Genomic DNA, 19,041 nt, shown 5'->3' on the forward strand with positions numbered 1-19,041 from the left:
GTTATAGCAACGGGGCTCACCTCTTCCCTTTCCGAACAGAGAAGTTAAGCCCGTTAGCGCAGATGGTACTGCATCTCGTGGGAGAGTATGTCGCCGCCTTTCTTTTAAAGCCTCAACAGCAATGTTGAGGCTTTTTTTATGCGCTAAAGTTAAACCTGGAAACACACCTCAGCTCCCCTCCCTGAAAGGGAGGGGAGCTATTCGTTTGAAAGTTTCACGTGTAAAAAGATGGTGCGGATTTGTAATCCGTGCCGCTCAAAAAAATTAGATCCTACTTCAAAGCACCACCCCGGCCTGCGTCCAGGGCTGGTTAAAGAAGCAGACAATTTTAATAAGCAGTAGTTCGGAAAAGTCTTTGTTCGAATGACAATCAAAATCTCTATCAATTTTGGCTGTCACGTTTAAGTCAGAATTTATTCACATTAAATTTGATGAAGGCAGATTAAAGGCAGGCTAATAGCTTTATCTTAGTATAGTTTTAGGATCCTATGTTAATGTTTCCTGCAGATTTCCCCATTTACGTTTCCCCTTTTAGTTTTTTTCATTTTTAACAACACTCCCTAAGTTGTTCTGACGGTTATCTTCTCACCCCCGGAAAAGCTTTTTCTCTTTCTTTTTAATTTCCCTTATTCAACGATTCGCCCGGATCTGCTATTTTTTTTCCACCTGTTCTGGTTTTTATTAACCAAAACATTATTAATTATGAAAAGTTTTTATTTTTTGGAAAAAGGGCTCAGCAAAGGCTTGCGCAGTCCCGTGGTCTTTAATGTCAGAAATAGATTCAAGATTCAATTTTGGCTGATTTCGATGATTTTTGCATTGGGATTTTTTTTAATTCCATCTAAGTTATCCTCTCAGACACCACCCTTACCCGATGAGAAGAGTTGTGTTTCAAAAGATTTAACGGTTTTGGGAGCTACACTCGAAATTGACGAATGTTTCACGTGTGAAATAGGTGATCCGGGTACACCCCTTCCTTTAGTTTTAACCATTTATAATAAAACGGGATCATTTAGACCTACCTTTGCATTTTTTGGGACGCTGGAAGTTACCGATGCTGAAGGAGATGTGACTACGTCCCAAATTTCTGGATGTGATGATCAGGAGGGGATACAGCCAATGTCAGCAGCCGAATTAACATTTCAAGACATTCTTTATGTTTGCGGTAGCACGTACAAATTAACGAATGTTTTTCTTGCCTGGACGGACGCCTCTAAACCGGAAGATAATAAAGGAAATTATGACCCTACCCACCCCAATAGTTGTCCTATATTAACAACAAAACCGAATTCAAAAGGTGTTCTTAATATCACTCCAAAATGTGGAACTGATGATGAAATAATAATTGACACACCTATTAATGTAATCATTGATGAACCCTTTATTATTTGCGAAGGAGAAACTGTTACTTTAACAGCTAATGCAACTGGTGGTGATGGTGCCTATAGTTATGAATGGAGTCCAGGAGGGGCAACTGGTCCAAGTATTGAGGTATCACCAACGGAAACTACTGATTATACTGTTACAGTATCCGCACCATCTATTTTTAATCCTAATATAAGATGTCACGATTCTTATACGGCTACAGTAACAGTAAACCCACCAAATGATGCCGGAGACGATGGTGAACTAACTGTTTGTTCCGATGATGTAACTGTTTATAATTTGTTTGATGAATTAACAGGCCTTCCCCAAACAGAGGGATCTTGGACAGATCCTGCGGGAGATCCATTTGATGGAAGTTTTAATGCTTCGGAAGATGGAGAAGGAACCTACACCTATACAGTAGATGCTGATGGAGCTGATGGCCCATGTGCTGCAGATTCAGCAGAAGTAGAAGTAACGATATCTCCTGCCAATAATGCAGGAATTGATGGTGAACTAACTGTTTGTTCCGATGATGTGACTGATTATAGCTTATTTGATGAATTAACAGGCAATCCACAAACAGGTGGATCCTGGACAGATCCTGCGGGAGATCCATTTGATGGAACCTTTAATGCTTCAGAAGATGGAGAAGGAACCTACACCTATACAGTAGATGCTGATGGAGCTGATGGTCCATGTGCTGCAGATTCAGCAGAAGTAGAAGTAACGATTTCTCCTGCCAATAATGCCGGAATTGATGGTGAACTAACTGTTTGTTCCGATGATGTGACTGATTATAGCTTATTTGATGAATTAACAGGCAATCCACAAACAGGTGGATCTTGGACAGATCCTGCGGGAGATCCATTTGATGGAACCTTTAATGCTTCAGAAGATGGAGAAGGAACCTACACGTATACAGTAGATGCTGATGGAGCTGAGGGTCCATGTCTTGCAGATTCAGCAGATGTGGAAGTATCGATCAATACTGCGAACTATGCCGGAGTAGACGGAGATCTTGCAGTTTGTTCAAACGATACTTCAGATTATAACTTGTTCTCTGAACTAACTGGAAGCCCACAAACCGGCGGAACCTGGACGGCACCTGGAGGAGGTGAGTTTGATGGCTCATTCAATGCTTCGTCAGATTCAGAAGGAACTTATACCTATACTGTAGACTCTGATGGCGAGGGTCCATGTCTTGCAGATTCAGCAGATGTGGAAGTAACGATCAATACTGCGAACTATGCCGGCGTAGACGGAGATCTTGCAGTTTGTTCGAATGACACTTCAGATTATAACTTGTTCTCTGAACTAACAGGAAGCCCACAAACCGGCGGAAGCTGGAGGGCACCTGGAGGAGGTGAGTTTGATGGCTCATTCAATGCTTCGTCAGATGCAGAAGGGACCTACACCTATACAGTAGATGCTGATGGAGCTGATGGCCCATGTGCTGCAGATTCAGCAGAAGTTGAAGTAACGATATCTCCTTCCAATAATGCAGGAATTGATGGTGAACTAACTGTTTGTTCCGATGATGTGACTGATTATAGCTTATTTGATGAATTAACAGGCAATCCACAAACAGGTGGATCCTGGACAGATCCTGCGGGAGATCCATTTGATGGAACCTTTAATGCTTCAGAAGATGGAGAAGGAACCTACACGTATACAGTAGATGCTGATGGAGCTGAGGGTCCATGTCTTGCAGATTCAGCAGATGTGGAAGTATCGATCAATACTGCGAACTATGCCGGAGTAGACGGAGATCTTGCAGTTTGTTCAAACGATACTTCAGATTATAACTTGTTCTCTGAACTAACTGGAAGCCCACAAACCGGCGGAACCTGGACGGCACCTGGAGGAGGTGAGTTTGATGGCTCATTCAATGCTTCGTCAGATTCAGAAGGAACTTATACCTATACTGTAGACTCTGATGACGAGGGTCCATGTCTTGCAGATTCAGCAGATGTGGAAGTAACGATCAATACTGCGAACTATGCCGGAGTAGACGGAGATCTTGCAGTTTGTTCGAACGATACTTCAGATTATAATTTGTTCTCTGAACTAACTGGAAGCCCACAAACCGGCGGAAAGTGGACGGCACCTGGAGGACGTGAGTTTGATGGCTCATTCAATGCTTCGTCAGATGCAGAAGGAACTTATACCTATACTGTAGACTCTGATGGCGAGGGTCCATGTCTTGCAGATTCAGCAGATGTGGAAGTATCGATCAATACTGCGAACTATGCCGGAGTAGACGGAGATCTTGCAGTTTGTTCAAACGATACTTCAGATTATAATTTGTTCTCTGAACTAACTGGAAGCCCACAAACCGGCGGAAGCTGGACGGCACCTGGAGGAGGTGAATTTGATGGCTCATTCAATGCTTCGTCAGATGCAGAAGGAACTTATACCTATACTGTAGATTCTGATGGTGAAGGACCATGTCTTGCAGATTCAGCAAATGTAGTTGTAACAGTTGAAAACTGTATCGTCGACCAGGGTTGTACTCCGGGCTACTGGAAGAATCACCTTGATGCATGGGCAGCTGCCGGGGTAGATCCAATGGCCGATTTCTTTGTCTTCTTTGATATTACAAATAAGAGAGGCTTGGATGCTTATGATCCCAACGGTGGTAATTTCACCTTACTGGATGCAATTTCTTCTGAGGTCAAAACCAGTGATAACAACGGTTGGTTTGCTGAATTGGCAAGACATGCAGTAGCAGCATATCTCAACGCCGCTCATCCTGGAGTTGGTTACGCCATGTCTCCGTCAGCAATTAAAGAGTTGACTGCCGACACTTTCAACTATAATTACGGCAACGGTAAGAAAGGCACTACCGCGGCTAACAATGAAGCCAAAAGAGTGGCTACGATCCTTAAAGGTTATAATGAATTGTATTGTCCTCTAGGAAATGAAATTCAATTAGCAAGCGCAAGCGTAATCTCCACAGACTCTATATCAGAACCTGTTGAAGTTCAACTTGTGGAAGCAATTGTAGAAAACGACGTGGCACTATATCCTAATCCCTTCCGTGATGTGATCCATGTGAAATATGATATCAATTATACCTCAGATGTGGTGATCGAGATCTTTAATTTAAGTGGAAATCTATTGAGAACAATTTCTGATCGTGGAGTTTCTTCCGGATCTGTGACCTCAATAAATGTCGACTTTTCGATAGGTACAAATCAAATGTATATTGTGAGGGTGAGCACAGACAGAGAAACATTTGTTAAACAAACTGTTTCTTCTAAAAGATAAAATCTAATTAACTTTTAAAGTAAAAGCAGCCGGGAACGGCTGCTTTTTTTATTGCACATACCAATAATCCTGGTATCGCTAATCTTTATGGTATTTATCCCTTCCTTCTAGGAAAGCTAGAAATTTAAAACGGAAAACCAAATTTTAACAAAAAGTTTGGATAATGTATGTAGTATGACTTCATTTTTGTTTTACATTTATTAAAAGGAGTTCCGGTTTTTTTCGTTCCAACTCTTTCCCTACGTGATCCATCCTCCAGGATCAGGACGTGTAACGGTAATTTCCTCCACCACCGTAATTTTATTTTCCCTTTTAGTAAGTAGGCCAGTTGTCTGCTCTTTATGTATTCTTTCTCCCATTCCCCTGTTGGAGAAACTTCCCTCATTTGTTTTCAGGATTCCCTCGTCTGAATGATTCGCCCGAATCTATTTTGTAGGACCTCTTCTTGTGTTTTGGTTAGTATTTATTAACCAAAAACTATTTAATTATGGAGAATTGTACATTGTCTGAGTCCACGAACAGCTGGTCTCAAATCGATCGAAAATGGTCGAGCCTGAAAGGAAATTCTTGGAAGATCTATCTTCTATTTCTTTTTTTTGGTCTTTTAAGTAGTCCGGGAATTTTCGCACAGAATTTTCCAACCCAATGTGTTTCTCAGGATCTAATTGTAGTAGATGCTGAATTAATTTTTGAGGACCCCTGTCTTAATTGTCAGGAAGGTGATATTTTATATCCTACCCTACAATTGGCAATCGACAACAAAACGGGATCCTTTCGCCCTACCTTTGCATTTTGGGGCACATTAATAATCTCTGATGCAGAAGGCATTGAAATAGGAAGACAAGCTATAACAGGTTGTAATAATACAACCGGTCTTCCTGCCAATACGATTACACCCATTCCATTTCAACAGATAGAATACGTTTGTGGGAATGGCATGAAACTTATTGACCTTCACCTTGCATGGACAGATGCATCACAGGGAAGTAAAAATGATTGTCCTCTCGATCCTGCCACCATTAATCCTAAATGTGGTACTCTTACAGAAATTGAAGTTCGACCACCCTTGTTTGTGAATGTTCTAGATAGCTCAAATGTGGTATGTAAAGGAGATGATAATGGAACTATAGAGCTGTATGTGAACGGTGGTGACCAGCCGTATTATTTCGATTGGGCAGATCTTCCCGGCACCAATGATGTTCAAGATCGTAACGGACTTGCACCAGGCTTTTATACAGTAACTGTGACCGACGCTAATGGTTGCTTTAGAAATATTGAAGATATTGAAATTACCGAACCTTTAGAAGAAGTCTCGGTTACTGCCTCAGGAGTCGACATTACTTGTTTTGAAGAAAACGATGGATATCTAAGTTTTTCAGGAAGTGGATATGAGAGACTTGAGCTCTGGAGAAATGGAGTTATAGTCTTAGGTGCAACCTTATCTGGAGATTCATATGTCGGCCTTGAACCAGGAACCTATGTTTTAAAGGCTTTCGCTGATGGTGGTAACGGTGAGGAGGATGCTTGTACAGATGAATCTGACCCTATTGTAATAGATGAGCCTGAAGAACTCGAAATCATTTTAGAAGCAGATCCTATTTTATGCTATGGTGATAAAACCTCTATTAATTTATCCATAAAGGGTGGAACATTACCTTACGCAGTTGACTGGGCAGATGTTTCCGGAGACGACGATCCTGAGGACAGAACAGAAGTTCCGAAAGGAGAATATTCAGTCACAGTCACAGATTTCAATGGCTGTATTGTAACAGGAAGCGTGGATATTACAGAACCAACAGAATTAGTTGCAGAAGTGATTAGTACTACCCCCGTACCCTGTTCCGGTGCTGCAGAAGGGGCTGTGGATATTTCGGTTTCTGGGGGAACGGAACCTTACACTTTTCTTTGGAGTAATAATTCATCTTCTGAAGATCTTTTAAATGTTAGCTCAGGCACCTATTCTGTTTCCGTTACAGATGATAACGGATGTAATGTGACCCTTACAAACATTAATGTAGTAGAACTGATTTCACCAATTGTAGATGCAGGTGAAGGTAAAGAATTAACTTGTTCAGAAACCAGTGTACAACTTAATGGAAGCGGAAGTTCGAATGATCCTGAAGCCAATTTGATCTTCGCCTGGAGTGGACCAGGTAATTTTAGTTCCTCTCTGGAGGAACCATCTGTAAGCATGCCTGGTACTTACACATTGAGAGTAACTGACGATAATAACAGCTGCTATACAGAAGATACTGTAGAAGTTGGCCAGGACATTACTGCGCCGGTAGCCGATGCGGGTATTGATGCCGAGATTACCTGTATTGCAGGATCTGTTACGCTTTCTGGTTCTGGCACATCAGATAATGTTGATGCTAACCTGGAATACTTATGGAGCGGTCCTGGAGAATTTGAATCATTAGATGCCGAGATCGAAGTTTCTGTTGCGGGTATCTATACCCTAAGGGTAACAGATCTTGATAACGGATGTTTTGATGAAGACGAAGTGGAAGTAGATCAAAATACCGATCGACCTTCAGCTGACGCTGGGGCTAATGTGGAGCTTACCTGTACAATGGTGGAAGTGACCTTAACAGGAGTTCCATCATCAGACAATCCCAGTGCAGATCTCGAGTATTCATGGACAGGCCCAGGAGAATTCACCTCTTCCAGTCTTGAAATAACGGTAGATGTTCCTGGAGATTATACCTTCAGGGTAACAGATAAAGACAATGGATGTTTTGCAGAGGATAGTGTAGAAGTAGGTCAGGATATTGAAAAACCTACTGCTGATGCAGGATCAAATGTAGAGCTTACCTGTTCTGCAGAAGAGATTACATTAACGGGAATAGGAGGATCGGCTAATGAGAACGCAGATATTGAGTATGCATGGACAGGTCCTGGAGGTTTTACTTCTTCCAGTCTTGAGATAACAGTAGATGTTCCTGGAGATTACACATTGAGAGTAACCGACAATGAAAACGGCTGCTATACAGAAGATACTGTAGAAGTTGGTCAGGACATTACTGCGCCGGTAGCCGATGCGGGAATTGATGCCGAGATTACCTGTGCTGCAGGATCTGTTACGCTTTCTGGCTCTGGCACATCAGATAATGTTGATGCTAACCTGGAATACTTATGGAGCGGTCCTGGAGAATTTGAATCATCAGATGCTGAGATCGAAGTTTCTGTTGCGGGTATCTATATCCTAAGGGTAACAGATCTTGATAACGGATGTTTTGATGAAGACGAAGTGGAAGTAGATCAAAATACCGATCGACCTTTAGCTGACGCCGGGGCTAATGTGGAGCTTACCTGTACAACGGTGAAAGTGACCTTAACAGGAGTTCCATCATCAGACAATCCCAGTGCAGATCTCGAATATTCATGGACAGGCCCAGGAGAATTCACCTCTTCCAGTCTTGAAATAACGGTAGATGTTCCTGGAGATTATACCTTCAGGGTAACAGATAGAGACAATGGATGTTTTGCAGAGGATAGTGTAGAAGTAGGTCAGGATATTGAAAAACCTACTGCTGATGCAGGATCAAATGTAGAGCTTACCTGTTCTGTAGAAGAGATTACATTAACGGGAATAGGAGGATCGCCTAATGAGAACGCAGATCTTGAGTATGCATGGACAGGTCCTGGAGGTTTTACTTCTTCCAGTCTTGAGATAACAGTAGATGTTCCTGGAGATTATACCCTTAGAGTAACCGACAATAATAACGGCTGCTATACAGAAGATACTGTAGAAGTTGGTCAGGACATTACTGCGCCGGTAGCCGATGCGGGTATTGATGCCGAGATTACCTGTGCTGCAGGATCTGTTACGCTTTCTGGTTCTGGCACATCAGATAATGTTGACGCTAACCTGGAATACTTATGGAGCGGTCCTGGAGAATTTGAATCATCAGATGCTGAGATCGAAGTTTCTGTTGCGGGTATCTATACCCTAAGGGTAACAGATCTTGATAATGGATGTTTTGATGAAGACGAAGTGGAAGTAGATCAAAATACCGATCGACCTTCAGCTGACGCCGGGGCTAATGTGGAGCTTACCTGTACAACGGTGGAAGTGACCTTAACAGGAGTTCCATCATCAGACAATCCCAGTGCAGATCTCGAGTATTCATGGACAGGCCCAGGAGAATTCACCTCTTCCAGTCTTGAAATAACGGTAGATGTTCCTGGAGATTATACCTTCAGGGTAACAGATAAAGACAATGGATGTTTTGCAGAGGATAGTGTAGAAGTAGGTCAGGATATTGAAAAACCTACTGCTGATGCAGGATCAAATGTAGAGCTTACCTGTTCTGTAGAAGAGATTACATTAACGGGAATAGGAGGATCGGCTAATGAGAATGCAGATCTTGAGTATGCATGGACAGGTCCTGGAGGTTTTACTTCTTCCACTCTTGAAATAACAGTAGATGTTCCTGGAGATTACACACTGAGAGTAACCGACAATGATAACGGCTGCTATACAGAAGATACTGTAGAAGTTGGTCAGGACATTACTGCGCCGGTAGCCGATGCGGGAATTGATGCCGAGATTACCTGTACTGCAGGATCTGTTACGCTTTCTGGTTCTGGCACATCAGATAATGTTGATGCTAACCTGGAATACTTATGGAGCGGTCCTGGAGAATTTGAATCATCAGATGCTGAGATCGAAGTTTCTGTTGCGGGTATCTATACCCTAAGGGTAACAGATCTTGATAATGGATGTTTTGATGAAGACGAAGTGGAGGTTTCAGAGGATGTGGAATTCCCTGGTATTGATATCGAGGTTGTGAACGAAAGTTGTCCTGGTGCAGGAGATGGTAGTATAACTATTACCGTTTCAGGAGGTACACCGCCCTATACAATTGAAGGGGAACTCTTAGAAGGAAATATTTACGTCCTATCAGATCTCTCCGCAGGAAATTACAGTTTCGTAATTATGGGAGCTAACGGATGTGGCATGGCCGTAGATGAAGTGGAAGTAGGTGTTTCACCCCGTCCAGATGCTCCAAGTATAATTATGCCTCCTCTGGAATGTTTTGCAGAACTTGGATCTATTGCAGTTACCTCTGATACAGAAGGACTTCAGTTCCGCATTGATGATGGGGAATGGTTCACTTATCTTGGACCAATTGATGTTGCACCTGGAAATCACATGCTTTTTGCACGTGATGCGGAGACTTTATGTGAATCGGCACCACTGGACTTTACCATATCACCATTGCCAGATTCCCCAGTGACCCCTACTTTGGAAGCAGTACAGCCAACCTGTGATGTCTTAACTGGAACTATTATAGTGACCTCTAGAACAGATCTGCAATTCTTCGTGATCTCTATAGAAGACCTACCATTTGTAGATCCGTTATTTGTAGATTATCCATCTGGAGGATTTAGCGGACTTGCTCCTGGAGAATATGCTGTATTTGCTATGAGTGCAGATGGCTGTGAATCTGGGATGGCAACCATAAGCCTTCTTGAAGCTACAGATTGTGAGCAATTTGAAGGCTGTACCCTTGGATACTGGAAAAACCATACCGATAGATGGTGTAGCGAATATCTCACTTGTACCATTTATGGCGAGATATTTCCAAATGCACCTTCACAACTTGCAGATTTGACTTTGCTTGAAGTACTGAATCTCGGTGGAGGAGGAATAAATAACCTGGGCCGCCAGTCTGTAGCAGCCTTGCTTAACGCTTGTGGTGATGGTGTAGATTATGAACTGGGGACTACAGGGGAGGTAATCGCATATGTAACTGCAAATTTTGACAATGCAGGTAATGCCGGTTCCTATTTGGATATGCTTAATAATGCCGGATGTACCATGGGTGGTTCAAAAGCCACTACCGCTGCTTCTGAAGACTGTGATGCCGACGTAGATGCAGGAAATGGAAACAATGGCAATGGCAAAGGAAGAAATAATAATGCTAAAACTCCTTTTGCTGTGAATGTTTTCCCGGTACCATTTAAGGAAACTCTTAATCTCAAATATGAGATGGACTATTTCTCAGATGTCGTTATTGAAATATATGATATGAGAGGAAAGCACTTAAGAACCTATAAAGAAAAGAACGTGGGCAAAGGTACGCTTACTAATTTAAGAGTAGATTTCGCTCTTCAGGCAAACCAAATGTATGTTCTTAAAATAATTACCGAAAGGGAAACTTTAGTGAAACAAATAGTTTCCTCTAAAAAGTAACTTGTAATAATTAATTAACTGGAAAGCAGCCGATAAAATCGGCTGCTTTTTTTTGCGGGAGAAAACCTTTTAAAATGACCATTTTGGCCCCTGGTGTTTTTAGGAAACCATAGAAGTATTTCTATTGCAAAGGTTCTATTTATGGCAATTGTTTACATTAATCTACATCTCCATTAATATTTAACATGCATTATGTCAGTTAATTGATTACATTTAGATGTTATTTCAAAAATTGATTCTTCCCTCTTTCCAATAATAATTGTGTTGGAAAAAAATGGTCCTTTCCCCCAGCTGAACTTTTAATTTTTCCTGTCTTTTAGGAAGAACATTTTTCATTACCGGCCACCCCCAACTGCACCTAACCTCAAGAGGTTTCCTATTTCCACTTTTGGAAAAGTTATTCAACGAATTTTTTGTAGCTGTCTAAGACAGAATGGATCGCCCTGATCTATTCAGAAATTAACCGCGCTTCTGTTTTTGGTTAAAAATCTTTAACTAAAAACCTTATTCTTATGAGACTCAATACGCTAATGGAGAGGAAGATCTCCATATTTTCGTGCCAACAAGAGAGAATAACCCATGGGAGGCCTCTCTTTTTAAAAGCCTTTGTCCTTTTTTTCATTTTCTCATTTTCTGTGACTAATGCGCAGGAGACTGTAGTTGACATTTTTGACTTGCCTGCACCACAAAGATGCGTCTCCAATGACCTGAGAGTGGTAGAAGCTTCACTGGAATATGACCAGTGTGGTCCATTATGTGACGAAGGTGAAATTATAGAATATCCTCTAACCCTGGCAATTTTTAATAATACCGGGTCCATGAGAACTTCATTTGCATTTTATGCAAGGCTGGAACAATACAATCCCGATGGCACACTTGCCAATACTTACTTCATAAGTGGCTGTAAAGGACCGGTACCTCCCAATACCACTACCTCTCTAACTTTTAGTGAATCATTGGTAATTCTTGACGAAAATGGAGATCCTACTTCCTTTGATGGTATTCCATATCTCTGCGGAGGCAGCCTGAAATTGATCAACCTATTTCAAGCCTGGACAGATGCTTCAGATAATGATAACAGGCAATGTCCTCTAGTAGCTAAAGATATAGCGCCTAAGTGCGATGTTCTGCCTTCTATTGAAGTTCAAACACCCATTGGAGCTTTTGTGGAGGATATAGCAGACGTAAGTTGCTTTGGGGGCTCAGATGGAGCTATAGATATTTCAGTTTCCGGAGGGGAAGCTCCTTATACCTTTGTCTGGTCCAAAACAGGTGGTGGATTCAGTGCCAGTACAGAGGATGTGAGCGGTCTTGAGGCAGGCACTTACAGCGTTACTATACGAGATGCTAAAAACTGTCCTTATACCTTAGAGGGAATTGTTGTTGGGGAGCCCGAAGAACTTGAAGTTTCTCAAGGTGATATCAGTAATGTAAGTTGTTTTGAAGGCGCGGATGGCGCTATTGATATCAGTGTTAGCGGAGGTACTCCGCCATATACCTTTTCATGGACAGGACCCGGTGAGTTTAGTTCAAGTGATGAAGATCTTACTGGTTTGGCAGCTGGATCATATTCAGTGACCGTAACAGATTCAAAGGATTGTACAGATGTGCTTTCCGGAATAATTGTGGGTGAGCCAGAGGAATTAACCGCGACTCCCACTTCTGTGGAAGGAGCGAGTTGTTATGGTTTTGCAGACGGTTCCATAAGCATAACTGTCGAAGGAGGTACTCCCGAATATACCTTCGATTGGTCCGGGCCAGGAGATTTTGATGCAGATACAAAAGATATTTCAGGATTAGCTGCGGGAGCCTATGCTGTAATTGTAACAGATGAGAATGGCTGTACCGCAGAGATCTCAGAAATTCTTGTAGGACAACCAGATGAACTGGATGTCACCCTGGGTCCAGTTACAGATGCTAGTTGTTTAGGCACCCCTACAGGCGCCATAGATATTGACGTCTCTGGCGGTACTGAACCTTATACTTACTTATGGAGTAATGGAGCTACAACACAGGATATTTCTGGTATAGGGGCAGGATTATATTCTGTAACCGTGACAGACGCCCGCGACTGTGAGGCTGTTTTGGAGAACATTGAAGTTAAAGATCCTTCGGCACTTGAAGCTGAAGCTGTTACTATAACTGAGGTGAGTTGTTTTGGATTTGAAGACGGGGCTATTGACCTAGAAGTTTCTGGCGGTACTTCTCCTTATACCTTCCTATGGAGTAACGGAGAGACCACCGAATATATATCTGATCTTGACGCAGGAATTTATTCTGTAACTGTGACCGATGCAAAGGGATGTGAATATACATTAAGTGACATTGCGGTAGGTGAGCCAGAACAGGTTCCATCTCCTCAGGTTCAGGTTGGACCAGCCGACTGCTTTGAAACATCAGGTTCCTTTTCAATAGTCAACGCTCCAGCTGGTTTTGAATACAGGCTGGATGATGGAGACTGGTTCTCTTACACCGGAACCATTACTGGAGTTGAACCGGGAGAACATTCCCTGGTCGCCAGGAATGCAGACCATTGTGAATCTTTACCCGTGCTCTTTGATGTACCTCAACCTTTTGATACTCCCACTGCACCTATACTATCGGCCGTACAACCAGATTGTGAAAGCCTGCAGGGAACCATTCTTGTCACTTCTGGAACCACTGGTTTTACCTTCAGTCTCAATGGAGCAGATTTTGTTGCCTATCCTGTCAATGGTTTTGAAAATCTCGCCCCTGGAGATTATGAGGTGAGAATAAGAAGTAATGACCTCTGTATTTCAGAAATTGCTTTAATTACTTTAGAGGAACCAATTTGCGACGACTTTGAAGGATGTACCCTTGGTTATTGGAAAAATCATACCGACAGATGGTGCGATGCCTTTGACACCTGTACTCTTTACGGTGCAGTCTTTAGCAATGCCCCTTCAAAACTTGCTGGTTTAACTTTGCTTGAAGTTCTGAACCTTGGTGGTGGCGGATTAAATAATCTTGGACGTCAATCTGTAGCTGCATTACTTAACGCTTGTAGCAATGATGTAAATTTCGAACTTGCCACAACTGCTGAAGTAATTGCTTACGTGAATGCCAACTTCGGAAACGCTGGCCCGGCAGGAAGTTATTTGGATATGCTCAATAATGCAGGTTGTCCACTAGGAGGTTCTGCTGCTACTACGGCCCCATCTGATGGTTGTTCTACTGCCTCGACTTCCTCTTCATCCTCGATCGATGTTTCGGCTGGAATAAGTTTATCTCCTGTACCTTTTAGAGATCATCTTAATATCAAGTATGAATTCGATTATAATTCAGATGTGACCATTCAGATCTTTGATCTAAGAGGTAATCTTGTGAAAACTCAGAAGGAGAGGAATGCTGGTTTTGGAAGAATCACCAGTATAAGTACCGAATTCGTTAGAGGAGAACAGATGTATATCGTAAAAGTTATTACCGATAGAAATTCTTATACTAAGAATGTAGTGTCAGGTAAGTAAGATCTAATATTGAACTAAAAAAGCAGCCGGAAACGGCTGCTTTCTTTTTTACTTTCATTCAGCTGAAAGAATTTCAGCTTTTATAGACCCTGAATTAATCCAGGATGATCGTATATTTTTAGTCTCTTAAAATGCTTCGGGAGATAACGATCTTCTGAATTTCGGAAGTTCCTTCGTAGATCTGAGTGATCTTAGCATCCCGCATCAGTCTTTCCACATGATATTCCTTCACATACCCGTTTCCGCCGTGAACCTGAACAGCTTCCACACTAACGTCCATTGCCGTTTTTGATGCAAAAAGTTTTGCCATAGCACCACTTAGATCATAGTTTTCGCCATTGTCTTTGTCGCAGGCAGCCTTCATAACAAGGTGGCGGGCAGCTTCAATTGAAGTATGCATGTCTGCAAGTTTAAAAGCAATAGCCTGGTGGTTCATGATCTCTGTACCAAACGCCTTTCTTACCTTAGAATATTCTCGAGCCAGTTCATAAGCTCCGGCTGCAATTCCTAAAGCCTGGGCAGCAATACCAATACGGCCACCAGAGAGGGTTTTCATCGCAAATTTAAATCCAAAACCATCTTCGCCGATCCTGTTCTCTTTCGGCACCTTTACATCATTGAAGTTAAGAGAGTGTGTGTCACTACCACGAATCCCCAGTTTCTGTTCCTTTGGGCCAATCTCAAAACCATCCCAGCCTTTTTCAACAATAAAAGCATTGATTCCTTTGTGCTTCTTTTCTGGATGAGTTTGTGCAATTACAATATAAAAATCGGCAGTGCTGCCGTTAGTGATCCAGTTCTTGGTCCCATTTAGGACATAGTGATCATCTTTCTCTATTGCGGTAGTCTTTTGTGAAGTGGCATCACTTCCTGCTTCCGGTTCAGAAAGACAAAAGGCGCCAATTGATTCCCCGGCTGCAAGTTTGGTGAGATATTTTTGTTTTTGTTCTTCATTTCCGAAGGTGTCAAGTCCCCAGCACACAAGAGAATTATTAACCGACATTACTACAGAGGCCGAAGCATCGATCTTGGAGATCTCCTCCATCGCCAGGACATAAGAAACCGTGTCCATGCCGCCACCGCCATATTCAGGAGAAACCATCATGCCCAAAAAGCCCAATTCTCCCATTTTTTTTATCTGCTCCTTAGGAAATTCCTGCTTTTCATCTCGTTCAATTACTCCTGGTAACAATTCATTCTTAGCAAAATCACGAGCCGCATCGCGAATCATGATATGCTCTTCGGTTAACTTAAAATCCATTAGGTATAAAGTTTAAAAATGTTGAATTTTGGAAGCCAAAGATACCGTTTTACCTGCATTTTTTCAATCCAGATGGCTATTTTTACAGGAATGAAAGAAAATAACTATAACGTTATAGGAGTGATGTCTGGCACTTCTCTTGATGGCATTGACCTGGCACATGTCGAATTGACCTTTTCCGGTACCTGGAAGTATAAAATAATCACTTCGGAAACAATACCTTATTCCGCACAATGGCAGAAACTGCTTTCTGAAGCCATAAACTTTAGCAGTGAGAAGCTGAACCAGTTGAATGAGGATTATACCGAATATCTTGCGGAAGTCATTTCTGAATTTCTCTCCAAAAATGGCATTTTTGACACCAATGCAATTTGCAGTCATGGCCATACGATCAAACATGAACCAGAAAAAGGGATTACGCTGCAAATTGGAAACCTTCCTAAACTCGCTGATCTTTTGCAGCAAACGGTGGTTTGTGATTTCAGGAGCGAGGATGTAGAGTACGGTGGGCAAGGAGCGCCACTTGTTCCTATTGGAGATGAATTACTTTTTGGAAAGTATGATTACTGTCTCAACCTGGGGGGATTTGCAAATATCTCCACCTCCAAAGAGGGAAAAAGAATAGCTTATGACATTTGTGCTGTGAATACTGTTCTCAACTGGCTCTCTCAAAAGTTGAACCTGGAATATGACAGCGGCGGAAAGGTCGCAGCTTCCGGAAATCTTGATCATGAGCTTTTGAAACAACTCGAAAAAATACCATTTTACGAACAGGAGCCGCCAAAGTCTTTAGGAATGGAATGGGTCAATGAACAGATCCTTCCTTTGCTGATGCCGAAAATAGATATTCCTTCTGCCTTGCACACTTATGTAGTGCACATTGGCAGGCAAATTGGGAAGCAGGTAAAGAATGGAAATTTGGTGGTTACGGGAGGTGGGGCGTTCAATTCCTTTCTCATTTCCCAGATCAGGGAGCATACGAATGCGAAGATAATTATTCCGTCGGCAGATACGGTGAATTATAAGGAGGCTTTAATTTTTGCATTTTTGGGAGTCCTGAAATTGAGAGGGGAGATCAATGTCTACAGTTCTGTTACAGGGGCATCACATGACCATAGTTCTGGTAAAATTTATTATCCCGGACAGACTAATAACTTCTGAATTTCATCATCGTTAAATTCCAGAGGTATTTCTGACTTCTGGTTGATAGTTTTTTATATTTGCGCATCATTTTTTTAACTATTATGAAAGAATTACTCGATTTATATCAAAATAAGGCTCCCGAAATTGTTTTTAACTGGAAAGATCCCGAAACCGAAGCTGAAGGCTGGACCGTGATCAATTCTTTACGCGGAGGTGCAGCCGGTGGAGGTACCAGGATGAGAAAAGGTCTTGACATGAATGAAGTGCTATCCCTGGCCAAGACAATGGAAGTCAAGTTCACAGTGTCGGGCCCTGCCATAGGAGGCGCTAAATCGGGTATTAACTTTGATCCTAATGATCCTCGCAAAAAAGGGGTTCTGGAGCGCTGGTATAAGGCTGTTTCCCCACTGCTAAAAAGCTACTATGGAACTGGCGGTGACCTGAATGTAGATGAAATTCATGAGGTTATTCCTATTACCGAAGATTCCGGAGTTTGGCATCCGCAGGAGGGGGTCTTCAACGGACATTTTAGACCTACTGAAGCAGATAAGATCAACCGAATTGGCCAGTTGAGACATGGGGTGATCAAGGTGCTCGAGAATCCGAAATTCTCACCAGATGTTTCCCGGAAATATACAGTCGCCGATATGATCACCGGATTTGGAGTGGCTGAAGCTGTAAAACATTACTACGAGATCTATGGAGGAGATGTTAAAGGCAAGAGAGCTATAGTTCAGGGCTTCGGGAATGTAGGTTCAGCTGCTGCATATTATTTGGCCGAAATGGGCGCCAAAGTTGTCGGAATTCTTGATCGTGCGGGAGGTGTTATCAATAAAGATGGTTTTACATTTGAAGAGATAAGGGAAATGTTCCTTAACAAGGAGGGAAACACCTTGAAGAGCAGTAAGATGATCCCTTTTGAAGAAATAAATGAAAAAATATGGTCTCTTGAGGCCGAAATATTTGCTCCTTGTGCAGCATCACGCTTAATAACGAGAGAACAAGTCGACAAAATGATAGCCTCTGGGCTGGAGGTAATTTCCAGTGGAGCAAATGTTCCCTTTGCAGATAAGGAGATCTTTTTCGGACCCATCATGGAATACACCGATGAGCGAGTGAGTGTAATCCCCGATTTTATTGCCAATTGCGGAATGGCAAGAGTATTTGCATATTTCATGGAAAGAAGAGTGCAAATGACAGATGAGGCCATTTTCACAGATACATCTATCACGATAAGGAGTGCCATTCAGAATACCTTTAACAATAACAGCAATAAGACCAATATCAGTAAAACTGCTTTCGAGGTAGCGCTGAAAAAGCTGGTTTAACAGGTGAAGTCTGGTTTACAGCTGCTTTTTTGGCCTTTGTAAGGTTTTATCTGTCTTTTTGGAGCGTTGGAAATTGTTAGGATGTTCCGAAATAATGTCTATCACCTAAGGTAATATTTTGCACCTTTGGAGTGCGCTTACAGAGGTGAATTGCGATGGTAAATTCTTTCGGGCTGCTGTAGTGGTAGAAATAACTGGTTACAGTTGCAAAAAATCAAAGGCTGCTTATCTTTACAATTAAAATACGATTCTCACGTTACATAAAAAACCAGAAATACAATGCTAAACTTTTTTCAGGAGGACGGTCTTGCCCAGGCGGCTCAGGAGGCAGAACCAATTGTAGAGGAGAAAACCCTCTCATTATTTGATCTGTTTCTAAGCGGGGGAGTTGGAGGCCAGGTAATTATTCTCATTCTCTTTATCTTACTGTTTGCTGCAATTTACATTTACTTCGAAAGATTGTTTGCTATTAAAGCAGCTTCTGAAACCGACAGTAATTTTATGCACCAGATCAAGGACAGTGTCTTGAACGGCAACATTGAATCTGCTCGCATTCGCTGTGCTCAGGCGAATTCACCTGTTGCACGCTTAACGGCAAAAGGTCTGGATAGAATTGGAAGTCCGTTGGAAGATATCAATACAGCTATTGAAAATGCTGGCCGACTCGAGGTTTATAAACTGGAAAAGAACGTAAGCGTTCTGGCTACCATAGCGGGTGCTGCACCTATGATCGGGTTCCTGGGAACGGTAATTGGAATGGTGATCGCCTTCCATGAACTGGCGACCAGTAGCGGCCAGGCAGAAATGGGAGCATTAGCCGAAGGTATCTATACGGCAATGACTACTACGGTGGCCGGATTGATCGTGGGGATTATTGCCTACATTGGTTACAACCACCTGGTGGTGAAGACAGATAAGGTAGTGCATCAAATGGAAGCAACTGCAGTAGATTTCCTTGACCTTCTAAACGAACCTGCATAA

At 42.3% G+C, this 19,041-nt stretch carries 7 protein-coding genes and 1 rRNA gene; 7 read left to right on the forward strand and 1 reads right to left on the reverse strand.

Annotated elements, in window-relative coordinates:
• The 4 genes from rrf to HC175_RS13315 form a co-directional block, all read left to right on the forward strand.
• A 5S ribosomal RNA gene (rrf, locus tag HC175_RS13300) occupies positions 1-102 on the forward strand; the annotation flags it as partial.
• 807 nt (positions 103-909) lie between these two features.
• A complete protein-coding gene (locus tag HC175_RS13305; protein WP_168138997.1) occupies positions 910-4,638 on the forward strand; it encodes a T9SS type A sorting domain-containing protein in 3,729 nt (1,242 codons plus the stop codon).
• A gap of 487 nt (positions 4,639-5,125) precedes the next feature.
• Positions 5,126-10,840 (forward strand): hypothetical protein, encoded by a 5,715-nt coding sequence (locus HC175_RS13310; RefSeq protein WP_168138998.1) that lies wholly within the window; start codon positions 5,126-5,128, stop codon positions 10,838-10,840.
• 512 nt (positions 10,841-11,352) lie between these two features.
• Positions 11,353-14,328, forward strand: a complete 2,976-nt coding sequence (locus tag HC175_RS13315) for a T9SS type A sorting domain-containing protein (RefSeq protein ID WP_168138999.1) — start codon at positions 11,353-11,355, stop codon at positions 14,326-14,328.
• A 118-nt stretch (positions 14,329-14,446) separates the two neighbouring features.
• Here the strand turns inward: HC175_RS13315 and HC175_RS13320 are convergent, their stop codons facing one another.
• Positions 14,447-15,589 (reverse strand): acyl-CoA dehydrogenase, encoded by a 1,143-nt coding sequence (locus HC175_RS13320; RefSeq protein WP_168139000.1) that lies wholly within the window; start codon positions 15,587-15,589, stop codon positions 14,447-14,449.
• A gap of 90 nt (positions 15,590-15,679) precedes the next feature.
• Here HC175_RS13320 and HC175_RS13325 point away from each other — a divergent pair, with 90 nt between their 5' ends.
• From HC175_RS13325 to HC175_RS13335, 3 genes are all read left to right on the forward strand, one after another.
• Positions 15,680-16,750 carry an anhydro-N-acetylmuramic acid kinase gene (locus HC175_RS13325; RefSeq protein WP_168139001.1) on the forward strand — a complete coding sequence of 357 codons (1,071 nt, stop codon included), beginning with the start codon at positions 15,680-15,682 and terminating at the stop codon, positions 16,748-16,750.
• A gap of 83 nt (positions 16,751-16,833) precedes the next feature.
• A complete protein-coding gene (locus HC175_RS13330; protein ID WP_168139002.1) occupies positions 16,834-18,060 on the forward strand; it encodes a Glu/Leu/Phe/Val dehydrogenase dimerization domain-containing protein in 1,227 nt (408 codons plus the stop codon).
• Positions 18,061-18,339: 279 nt separating this feature from the next.
• Positions 18,340-19,041, forward strand: a complete 702-nt coding sequence (locus tag HC175_RS13335) for a MotA/TolQ/ExbB proton channel family protein (protein WP_168139003.1) — start codon at positions 18,340-18,342, stop codon at positions 19,039-19,041.

It is taken from the genome of Salinimicrobium oceani, from assembly GCF_012037645.1.